General features: G+C 43.5%; 8 protein-coding genes. All 8 read left to right on the top strand.

The features are described 5' to 3' along the window. Positions 1–251 precede the first annotated feature (251 nt). Complete coding sequence (locus tag BUB67_RS15315; protein WP_159431857.1) at positions 252–1358, top strand: DnaB-like helicase C-terminal domain-containing protein; 1107 nt, start codon at positions 252–254, stop codon at positions 1356–1358. A gap of 194 nt (positions 1359–1552) precedes the next feature. Continuing rightward, positions 1553–3472, top strand: a complete 1920-nt coding sequence (locus BUB67_RS15310; protein WP_073240248.1) for a VirB4 family type IV secretion system protein — start codon at positions 1553–1555, stop codon at positions 3470–3472. Continuing rightward, positions 3472–5967 (top strand): TrbL/VirB6 family protein, encoded by a 2496-nt coding sequence (locus BUB67_RS15305; RefSeq protein ID WP_073240247.1) that lies wholly within the window; start codon positions 3472–3474, stop codon positions 5965–5967. Before BUB67_RS15310 ends, BUB67_RS15305 begins: the two co-directional genes overlap by 1 nt. A 38-nt stretch (positions 5968–6005) precedes the next feature. Then, a complete protein-coding gene (locus BUB67_RS15300) occupies positions 6006–7895 on the top strand; it encodes a peptidoglycan DD-metalloendopeptidase family protein (RefSeq protein WP_073240246.1) in 1890 nt (629 codons plus the stop codon). A gap of 70 nt (positions 7896–7965) precedes the next feature. Continuing rightward, entirely contained in the window at positions 7966–8427 is a 462-nt protein-coding gene (locus BUB67_RS15295; RefSeq protein WP_143157115.1) for a hypothetical protein, read from the top strand. Positions 8428–8460: 33 nt separating this feature from the next. Continuing rightward, entirely contained in the window at positions 8461–10308 is a 1848-nt protein-coding gene (locus BUB67_RS15290; RefSeq protein WP_073240244.1) for a hypothetical protein, read from the top strand. Further along, positions 10305–10943: an SAF domain-containing protein gene (locus BUB67_RS15285; RefSeq protein WP_073240243.1), complete on the top strand. Its 639-nt coding sequence runs from the start codon at positions 10305–10307 to the stop codon at positions 10941–10943. The genes BUB67_RS15290 and BUB67_RS15285 overlap by 4 nt, the downstream gene beginning before the upstream one ends. Positions 10944–10945: 2 nt before the next feature. Continuing rightward, positions 10946–11190: hypothetical protein (locus BUB67_RS15280; RefSeq protein ID WP_200798188.1), on the top strand; the 245-nt coding region annotated here is incomplete at its 3' end.

Below are 11190 nucleotides of genomic sequence, written 5' to 3'. Positions count from 1 at the left end.
CAACCGGATTTTCATGGAAAGAAGTGATTTGATTAGTATGCGGCATTCCGCCCGCCGCCTATAGAGGCGGGGGAAACCTGCCGCAATTTTGTTGTAAAGAACTAACCTTTCGGGAAACGGTAACACCTTCTCATGTGCAACCAACTTTCGGGCTGACATCACAACTTAGCTTCGACAGGAAAAATACCCACTTTTCGAGAAACAGCAACAGCTTCTCATATGCAGGTGACTTCCGGGTCAGCAGTAAAATGTTGCTGACCCGAAAAAACAATAAAGAAAAATTTTTGGGAGTGTTTAATTTGGGAATTAAATCCTCTACTACTGCAGAAGAAGGAAAATTTTACAAACCAGTTACTTTACCAGAGCAAATAGGTTTTGGCGAATTGCTTACGCGGGCAGAAAAAACTCTCACTGAAAAGCGGGAGAAAATCAAGAAAACAGGCAGACCAACAGTGTACCCGTCTTTTGGGGAAGATATGAAAACTATGACGGAGTTTTTCGGCGGTATTCAACCTGGTATGTATGCTCTGGGTGGTGAACCTGGGTTAGGAAAGACGTTTATGGCGCTTTTTCTAGCACACCGGTATCTTATAGCTGAAAAAGATACTTGCGTTGTGTGGGTAGATGTTAGTGAGACTCGGCCAGTTGATTTACTTGCAACTAGAATGGCTTGTATTCATACTCGAAAAAATCCATACATATTTGAGCGTGCCTTGGCTGAACCGAAGGAGTTTGCAGATATTGCCTCCACCGCACTTGCTGCTATAGGCGATAGGTTTACTATCGTTGAAGCAAAACAAAACACCACGATTGCCCACATCCGGGCTGTAGTCTACAAATTAATGGTTCGGACTAAAGCGAAACATTGTATGGTGGTATTAGACTTTGTTCAGAAGTTCGCACAATTTGCAGCAGGCGGTATTTACTCTGATATTCGCCAGAGAGTTATTCACGTGGTCGCTGCAATGACGGAACTGGTCAAGAATACCAATGGTCCGGTAATTTTGGTTAGTTCTTTGTCTAAAGGCGCATACCGTCGGGGCATCACGGATGCTAGTATTGCAGATTTTAAAGAAACCGGAGATGTAGAGTATACCGTCGACGCGGGGATACAACTCCGATGGGCTGACGATACCCGGAACCAAGAAAAAGATTCAGCTGTGAAAGTGCTGGATGCGTGGATTGTAAAAAATCGATGGGGGCCGACTGGAAAAGTACGGTTATTTTCAGTCCGGACGGAGGCCAGGTATACCGAAACAGACCCTGGTGATATAAAAATGCCCCATCTGTTACACGACGATGAAATTGGTGAATTGTTGTTAGATTTGATAGATGATAGTAAAGAGTTGCCCTTTTAATCACCCTACGCGTAAAGGCGGGAGCATCTGTGTGGCAGAAAAAATTGGTGAAAAAGAAGGAAATTTCAATGTATCAACACTTATTTTGGAACCTAAACAATCAATACGTTTATCGTAAAAAATCTTTAAAGACATGGCTGGAAAGCAAGCTGGTTTTCCCGCCAAAATTTCAGTAAACAGAAAGGGGTTTTGCAATGTTTAAAAAGTTTCTCAAAAATAAAGAAAAACCAAAGCCAAAACCGCCCGGTAAAAACCAGCCTGACATTTTTCTTGGTGCTGCCAACGAAAAAGACCTTATCGCTCCCTCTTCTATAAAAGAAGTTGGTCCGGGTGATAAGATACCTGACGGAAACGCTACGGATTATTGGGTAGAAATAGGGGCAACGGCGGAACCGACAAGATACTTCCGTAGTTTTTTTGCCATCTTAACCGGCGGCAGTACGTGGATGGGTATATTGAATCAGCTGTATATTGCTGACTTTGGTGAGGCTGATCTTGATATAGCCATTCACGTTACTCCTATGGACACAACACGAACTGCCTGGCAGTTAGAACAACAAATTGCCCAACTCGAAGTAGAGTATGCGGAAGAAAAGAACTTGGCTAAGAAAAATACCATTCGAGATCAAATTGCAGAGCTTTCAGAGCGTCACAGAAATATAAAACGCGGCAATGAACGGATGTTTATGGTATCAATCGAGGCAACTGCTTCCTCTACAGATAAAGAAACTTTTAGACGGTTCTGTAATGTCATTGTAAAGAAGTTTGCAGGCAAAGGTATCCACCTCCGGACAGCCGATATGAGGCAATTAGATGCCTTATTGTCTATGACCCCGTTAGATGCCAAAGTCCTAAAAGATACTTTTCGCTCTATGGAGTCAAGTAACTTGGCTGACCTGTTTCCCTTTGGACAGGGGGGGCTAAGGCACAGGTCGGGCATACCGATAGGGTTGGATCCTCAAGGAAACTTAATTTTATATGACCCCTGGTACCCCACAAACGAGAATCCAAATATAGTCTGCCTGGGCCGGGCCGGGGCCGGCAAAAGTTTTACGATAAAATTGATTGCTTGTCGCTTAGTTATAACAAACGTTCGAGTCGGAATAATTGATCCTGAAACAGAATATGAATCGTTAATGTTAGGCCTGGGATGCCCATATATCAAACTTCATCCAAATTCACGCCACAGAATAAATATTTTCGATGTTGAGGAAGAAGAAGATGAAGATGGGAACCTAAGCGTAAACCTAGAATCTACAATTAAGGCCGTTACAGCAGTGGTTTTTAAGATGATAAGAACCTACGAAAAGCAGGAATTACCTGGTCGGGTTAAAATCGGGATTCAAGAAACCATTAGAGAACTGTATAGACGTAGAGGGATAACAGAAGACCCGGCTTCTCTGTACGAAAGAGGGACAGGTATTAGAACAACCGGCGTCAAAAAAAAGATGCCGACACTGACGGAATTATGGCTTGAAATGAAACGCCAGCCGGAGTTAGTTGATGCAGCTGAACTATTGAAGCCTTTTACGGTACAGGGCGGGTTCCCTTCTCAGGCTATCTTTGACTGTGAGAGCAATGTCAATATCAGTGACGTACCGGCCTTTGCAATTTCGGTCCGGGGGCTTGATGAGGAAATTATGAGACCCCTCGGGCTTTTTATTGCGACAAAATGGGTATGGGAGAAATTTGGCCAGAACTACAAGCAGAAGAAAGCTATTATCACAGACGAAGCCCAAAAAATGATGTACGAACCAGAAACAGCACTTTGGCTGGAAGATGCCTTTAGGACATCACGAAAACGGAATACCAGCATGATTGCTGTTACACAAGGTTTTGAAGTTTTCACGAAGGTACACCAGGGGCTTGCCATACTGAAAAACAGCACTACAAAAATCCTGCTTAAACAGGAACCATTGGACATTGCAAGCGTTAAAGAAAAATTTGCCCTTTCAGAAGGCGAATCCCATTTTTTGCTCAACGCAACCAAAGGACATGGGATTATAAAGTGCAATAACGACGCTTCTGTATTCTACGCCGATGCGACACCCGAGGAATACAGGATGTTTACCAGCGATCCCAACGAGTTGATTCGTTTGAGGGCGGTGAGATAATGAGAAAGAAACTTCTCTGCCTAGTATTAGTATTGTCACTTTTGGTGCCTTCGCTGGCTTGGGCTGCAAATAATCTTGGAATATTTAGGATAGAAAATCCAAGAGCAATCCTTACGGGTTCCAAGGAACATCCGGTGGTCCACCTGACATGGGAAGCAAAACTTACAGACAATACCGGATTAAACCACCCGACGAGTATAAGTATTATTCGCAGTTCTGGAAATTACGATCAGAAGGTCATTGCTAAGGACTTGGGTCTTCCATCGACAGCAAAATTCGGAGAAAATGCAAAATACAGCTGGAACGATAGCAGCATTGAAATGGGTAAGCGGTACCAATATGAAATATACGCCGGAACTTTTGCTAAAAAAACTGTCGAGATATACGTAGACGAAAAAAATATTGTGAATCCGGGAGACGGTGGGGATGGGCAAAAAGATTTAAGGGTTAAATACAAAGAGACCGCTGACTGGCCTGAAAGAATGGCAAGTTCAATTATAGTAGCAATCCCAAAATACATTATTAAGGTCATCGGCCTCCGGGACCCTGTTGAGCTGGCTTTTGGGGTTGAAATTGAGTCATCTTCTTTAGCTATGGTTGACGGAAATAAACTAAAACCACGGCAGGACCTTGAATATTTAGGAGTATTTAGTAAGAACGAATTTGATTATGCCATTAACCCCATTTATGATATGCTGGAAAAATTCTTGCCTATTAATCTGCTGATAATAGTAGTTGTGATTGGGGTAATGATTTGGCGGCACTCCTTAGATCCTTTTGCAAGATTAACTGCAAAGGATTATTTGATAGGAGTTTTCTTTGCCCTTTTACTTTTAAAATTTGCCCCTCCGATCCTTGGATTTCTGGGGGACTTAAACAGTTTAATAATCAAACAGTTCTATGCCGCCGGGGTTAGTGTAAACCCTAAATTGTACAGCAACGGTTTTTTAGACGGGATTTATAACCCTGATACCGGGTTACTGGGTGATGCTATTATAGCGGCGCTGGCGGTTATAACTGTAGGCGTGATAAACTTTCAATACGTCATGCGCAAGATTAGTATAGCCGTACTTTTGGCGGTTATGCCGATTACGTTTATTATTTCAATATTCCCATCGAGGCGAGATGCTTTAACAACTTGGTTTCGGGAATTAACTGCCAGTATTTTTATGCAAGCTGCCCATGCAGGGGCAATTACCTTTATGTTCCTGCTTATCCATTCCAACAATGTTTCATCAACCTCTACATCTGCAGGCCTTATTGGGGATGCGTTTTTCTTAAAACTCGCCCTGTGCTTTGGTTTACCTACTGTTGCCAGTTTGATCCGCAGGGTAATCGGCGCTGATTCATATGGTGGTAGTTTGGTCGGGGATATGGCTGCCGGTTTAGGCATGGGCGGGTTATTGGCCGCAGGGAAAATCCTTACCAGTGGTGGTCGAAGTGCCGCGAAAGGAAAACTTGATAAACTCTCGGACGCTGCGGAAGCGGTTGGAGAAAGGGGTTCTGGAGGAGTGGTTGGCTCTGCTTTAGGTGGAGTTGCTAAAAACATGGCAAAACGTACTGCACAGCTCTCGGCCGGAGCAATAGGTGCTATGGGTGGAGGTGTCCTCACCGGGGCTCTTGCGGGGAACCCGGGAGCCGGTATAAGCCTTGGGGCAATGGCGGGTGGCTGGGCAGCCGGTAAGACGGCAGAACTCGGTGGCGGAATTATGGACTCGATGAATAAATACCGTAACTTCAGCCCGGAATCATCGGGTATCAGTCAAGATGAAATGCGTTATGATCCAGATAAGGCCAGACAAGCCGGTATCCAAATGCTCGGCAATAATATTGCCGGCAGGGCCTTGGGTGATTTTATGGCATACCAGGCTAAAAGCAGGATTAAGGGGACACCATTCCAGACAGATGTTGATGCTATGAAACAGAATAATATGACTGCTTCCCAACAGCTGGCCTCGTTAGAAGTAGCTATTCCTGCTCAACAAATGGCAAGAGACAAAGCTAAGGCTGATATGACCTATTATGGGAAGTTGTATGGTAAGGATTCAAACTACCTGAAAGACCTGGATAAGAAAATTGATCTGTACGAAGGGGCTCGGGTAGAACCGGGGATTATGGCGGAAACCTTAATGAATAAGGCATTCCCATACAGTGGCTATAACCTCGAAAATTGGGGTAGTTATGACTGGCAGAATGACTCAGGGTTAGAAGAACCCGATATAGCGAGATGCCAGGAGATTCAAGAGTACTATGATGCTTACCAATACCTTAATAACAAATACAATGACCTTAAATCAGAAAGGATAGCTGGTATTACAAGTCTGGAGGCTTCTAAAAACAATTATGAAATGCAGGAAGCCAAGTTAGCTCAAATGCAGTCGCAAAAACTTTCCTTACAACAGCAGCTTAGTCAGGATGCTATGAGAGCACAATTTCATAGTTTAGTTCAGTCACATCGTACAAATGGGACTCTTGATCGGAAGTGGAGAAATTAACCCTCCACTTCTTTTTTTTTTTTTGAGGTGGTTGTATTTTGGAAGAAGAAAATTTAAGTAAACGATTATTAGAAAACGGTATTTCTTTTGCTTTAAGAACTGCCGGAAAATTAGGTAGACGAATATTAAAAAGAATTCTATTTAAGTTTTTTGCATGGCTCTTTACAGTACTTGCCCCGGTTTGGGTTCCTGTTGTGATTGGATTATCAGTAGCTTTTTTTGTTTACTTTGCCATGTTTATGGTGCCGAAATATATTTCCTCCCAAATGGTTCTTTTACCGGCAGAATTAAAACCAATATTTGAAGAAGCTCAAAAGGAATACGGTGTAGATGCCCCGGTACTATGTGCTTTGGCCTATACCGAATCGAATTTTAACCCCGGAGCCCGTAATGCTTCTGGTGCCATGGGTTTAATGCAATTTATGCCTTCTACTTGGGCCACCTATGGCAATGGGGGAGACCCATATAATGCTAGGGATTCTATAATGGCGGCAGCCAGATACCTAAAGGCGATAGGATGGGGTAAGTTAGACCCTGTAGCTGTACTGGCGCAATATAAAGGAGACCCAAAAAGTTCTGAAGCTCAAAGACTTGCCCAACACACTTGGGATATAGCACAAAAATATAAGGCATCTTGGAATGATATAACAAACTCGCCCGGAAGCGGTAGCAACTACGTTATTTTTAACTACGGCAAAAACGATATTTGGAGTATGGAAAGGGATCAAAAACTCTATAAACGATATACCGATTTGCAAAATAGTTTTCTTGATGAATTTATGGATCAAGAAGAGCTAGCAAATGCAGAAATTAAAGAAAAGAGTGGTAACGCCGCCACTAAAAAAACTGTTTTAGAAGTTTGGGGCCAGTTTATGGGGGATATGCCTTCACAGGGAGCAATTATAGTTGCAGAACAAGATCAGGTTAAGCCTCATATTGTTCCGTGGTCACTTTTGGCGGCTGTTGACCGGGTTGTGTGTGACCCTATTATTCACGGCCGGCATGGGGTGGAGGAGAAAGATAATTCTTCCTGGTGGCAAAAACTCTTAGGTAATACTCCTATGACGGGCCGAGACCCTGACCCGGATAAGCACTTTGACATATTAAAGCCGGATATTAAAATGCAAAAATTCCGGCTCTATTACTATCACACATGGACGGAAACAGATAGTGAAGGGAATAGTCAAAGTTATTCTGAAGAATATAAATATAACATCAACCTATTAACCAGCGCTAAAGCCTATAATGCAGATTACGGCTACCAATGGAAGGAAAAAGTAATTGAATATTCAACAGAAACAAGTTATACCAAAATCATTGTTCCTGAATTTATCGGGGTTACAAAGTCAGGTGAGCCATACGAAAAATTAAAAGCACTGCTTGATAGATATGGTCTTAATTCAAAGATGAACCTCGAATTAGTGCTTCAATTAGCTGCCAACATGGATGAATCTTTTAACCTGGATGAAATCACATCCAATGATTTTTCTGATATGTATTTAGAAGATATAGTTTATAATGGGCCATTAGGTGAGGCACATGTTCCAGCCTCGGGGACAGTAACTTCACCTTATGGTTGGCGTATCCATCCTGTAATAAAGGTAAAAAGTTTCCATACAGGAATCGACATTGGTGCAGCAGAAGGACACCCCGTAGTGGCATATCAATCAGGGGTGGTTGTGTTTGCCGGGGTAAATGGCGGGTATGGTAAGTGTATAATCATAGATCATGGCACTTTTAGAACTCTTTACGGTCACTTATCTTCTTATAATGTTCAACAAGGGGATAAAGTGACTGGTGGACAGGAGATAGGAAAAGTAGGTCGGACAGGAGTTGCAACAGGGCCACACTTGCATTTTGAAATCCGAATAAAGGAAGGTAATAATATTAAACCGGTAGATCCGGCGCCCTATCTGAAATTAAGATAATCTTTAGTTTTTTATTAGAATTTACCAGGTACGCGCGTACCGCCCTTAGATAGAGGGCGGTTTTTATTTTTTGAGAAAAAAATTTTTTTTTGAGAGGAGAATGGATATGGCTTTAAATGTAGATCCCATAGCACCGGGGCAAGTAGTAGAAGCACTTGGGAAAACAGCAGACTCTTTATCCTCTGCCGGTCAAAGTTTGGCAACACCCTTCTTAAAAGGGGCTTTTACCGTCTCGGGAATTTTGCTGTTAGTCGGAGCTTTAATTTACAAGCTGGATAAGCGGTTATTCTTAACTGGTTTATTCGCTATGTTTGGTTCTATTATGGGGTTTATTCTTACTCACCATACAGGAGAAGTTGTTGGGATTATAAAAGGCGGGGCAGACGCCCTTTTTAAAGACCTAAAATCTAAACCTGCTGTAGTGCAACCCGTAGATCCGGCGGCACAAAGCAGTCAACAGCCTGCACAACAGCCAGCTCAACAAAACACTCAACAGCCTGTACAACAATCAAACCAGCAAAACCAACAATAATGGTATCCGTATAGTAGAAAGGGTTGGTAGATATTGGAAGTATATATCTCTTTTGGGGATTACTCGGAACAAGTAGCAGAACAATTATGCGAGAGTCACCAGGTTGTCGGTGTGGAGAATACTTTGGATGGAGTATTAGCAGTTGCAAGTAAGACGCAGGCTCCGGAGGTTCTTATCACAAACGGGACTGTTCTTTCCGGGCTGTCTAATGGAAAGATTAACCGGGGCCGCGTCATGCTAGAAAAACTAGATGGGATAAGAAATATATGGCCAAAGACTAAAATTGTATTGATTTTACCTGAAAATACACCTGAGTCTTTTCAAAAGGCTGTTTCGAGTTTAGGGATTTATAATATTCATCTCAAAAATGAATTAACCAAGGATGATTTATTAAAGTTTATAGTAGAAGACAAGTCTTATATAAGCCCGATATTACCTACTGTTACTCCAAATATTGAACCTAAGACGGAGGTAGTTGAGGATAAACCCAGGGAAAAGCTGGTTGAAAAGTTTTCAGTGGAGAAAATAACGGGTATATTTTCCAAAATAAAACAGGAAAAGCATTATAGCAAAGATGTAAACAGTCAAGAAGAGTCAATCATTGAAGAAACACTATTAACAAAAACCACCAAAACGGTTGATTCTAGCAAGCTAAAAACAACTATTAAAACCCCAACAACAATTCTAGGTTTGGGAAACCAAAATCTCAACGAATGGTTCAAGAACACTTTTTCGCACACCGCAGAAATTGTTTTAGCCGCCTCATCCCCCGAGGAATTTCGGACAGCAGTACAGCAAAACCAACCGGATATTGCGGTTATAATGCGGGCCGGGCCTACCGGCGGGCTTCCTTATGCTGATGAATTGGCTGTCTTTTCCTGCCAATATGCCCGGCATGTCATATTCATAGCCGGGGAACTGGATGATGAAGGCAAAATAATGGCTGAAACAGTGAAAAACGCCGGCGGCAAGGTGCTGTCCTGCCCGCCGGGTGAAACCATATCAGGGGAAGAGTTAGTACTGCTCATCCAAAACACCATTAATGAAACAATCTATAAAGATGAGCAGGAGGAAGAAATTACCCACAGCAATGAAAAAAACTGTGGTTCCGCAGAAAATTTTCTGCAAAGCATATCCCAGGTGACGGATATATTTAAAAAAGCCGTACAGCGGTCAAGCAAGGACCCTGATAGGGCAGAAACAGAAGTTATGCCTATAAATACCGCCCGTATACCAAAACACCCGTCTGCTATTACAGCAGGGGGTGTTTTGCTTATAGTAAGCCCCTGGCGGCCGGGCCTGGCGGGAAGAATCACCGCCCAGGCTGCTAAAACATTCAGTGAAGGAGGGAGTAATGTTGCCGTTATCTGTGCATCAGGACGCAGTACCGCCGCGTCCTGGCTTGGCGTGACAGATGAAGAACTCATCTTATCAGACTGGCGGGTACCGGGCAGTCAGGTGCCAGTAGATAGGGGAAATATAAAAATCTGGGCCGTTGACCCGGCCAAGTCCCTGCACATGAACATTAAAGAAGACCTGCCGTACATCTTGAAAGAAGCCAGAAGTAAAGCTGATTACACCGTTATTGACTTCGGGGAGGACATAGACCTGGCGCAGTCCTATATCCATCAAAAGGAGGCTGTGCTTCTCTGCGTGGTTCCCGGCAGTGACCCGGTGGAACAGAAAACGTCTTTACTCTGGCTAAAACGAACACTGGGGCAAAAAGAAAATATCGTTATTGGCTTTGACCTGCGTGAACAGGGACAGATACCGGAAGGTGTTGTGAGTAAACTTACCATCACAACCACTCCGGAAGAAGCCCTGCAGAACGCCTTAAAGAAAAACCTGGATCAATATATCTGGAATGAGGTGATAGGTTGAAAAAAATCAAAAAATACCTGCACATCGTGCTGGCTGTGGCATTAGCCACAGGAGGCGGGCTGTCAGCCTGGTACTTCATCAACAGCAACACGCCAACCGAAAAAGTGGTGGTAACACAAGGGAAATTACCCTCTGGCACCATTCTTAACAGTTCAAATATCAGTACCAAACTGGTATCAAAATCAGCTATACCGCCAGGAGCTATCACCAACCCGGATGAAGTAATGGGCAAAACCCTCAACATCCCGGTTCTGGGTAATGAGATTTTGCAAAAAGACCATGTGACAGCTGGTAAAGGCAGTTTGGCGGCAAGGCTGGCAACTGTCGCCCCTGGCAAAGTAGCTGTGGATCTGCCGCAGGAAACCGCCCAGGGGCTAAAGGGGCTGGAGGTAGGCGACAGGGTGAATGTTTATGGTGAAGTGGGTGTCTCTACAGGAGAGGGAAAGGCGGCTACCATGGTTGATAAGGTTGCTGCCAATGCAATAGTTCTTTATGTTCCTAATAATCAAGAAATGCAGCCGGATAAAACCGGTGCTATCATCATTGCCTGCGACCCGTCGGAAGAACAAAGAATAGCCCAGGTATTAACAGGTGGTAAAAAAGTAACCCTGTTCCTCCAGCAGGAGGTGAAATAAAAATGGTTTTGCGATTCATTAAAAATATCTCTAAATCATTCAGTAAAAGAACAGAAACTCAAGAGACCCCGGTGCTGTGGGGAACAGCGGTTCCCAAACTGCAAGAACATCAAGAAGAATTGGTGACATTATACAATATCCCTGTAAGCCCGCAGGCTATTCCTGGGCGGGGGAAAATATGGGTGGTGCAGTCGCCGGAAGGCGGGGACGGTTCCACCACGGTAGCCACCAACCTGGCAGCACTGCT

Origin of the sequence: Desulforamulus putei DSM 12395 (assembly GCF_900129195.1) — a bacterium.
GTDB lineage: Bacteria > Bacillota > Desulfotomaculia > Desulfotomaculales > Desulfotomaculaceae > Desulfotomaculum > Desulfotomaculum putei.
The sequence above is the reverse complement of the archived record's forward strand: the minus strand, read 5'-3'. Positions and strand labels throughout refer to the sequence as shown.

Coding starts and splice junctions, on each gene's coding strand:
- BUB67_RS15305 (WP_073240247.1), top strand. CDS start 3,472: ATGAGAAAGAAACTTCTCTGCCTAGTATTAGTATTGTCACTTTTGGTG.
- BUB67_RS15310 (WP_073240248.1), top strand. CDS start 1,553: ATGTTTAAAAAGTTTCTCAAAAATAAAGAAAAACCAAAGCCAAAACCG.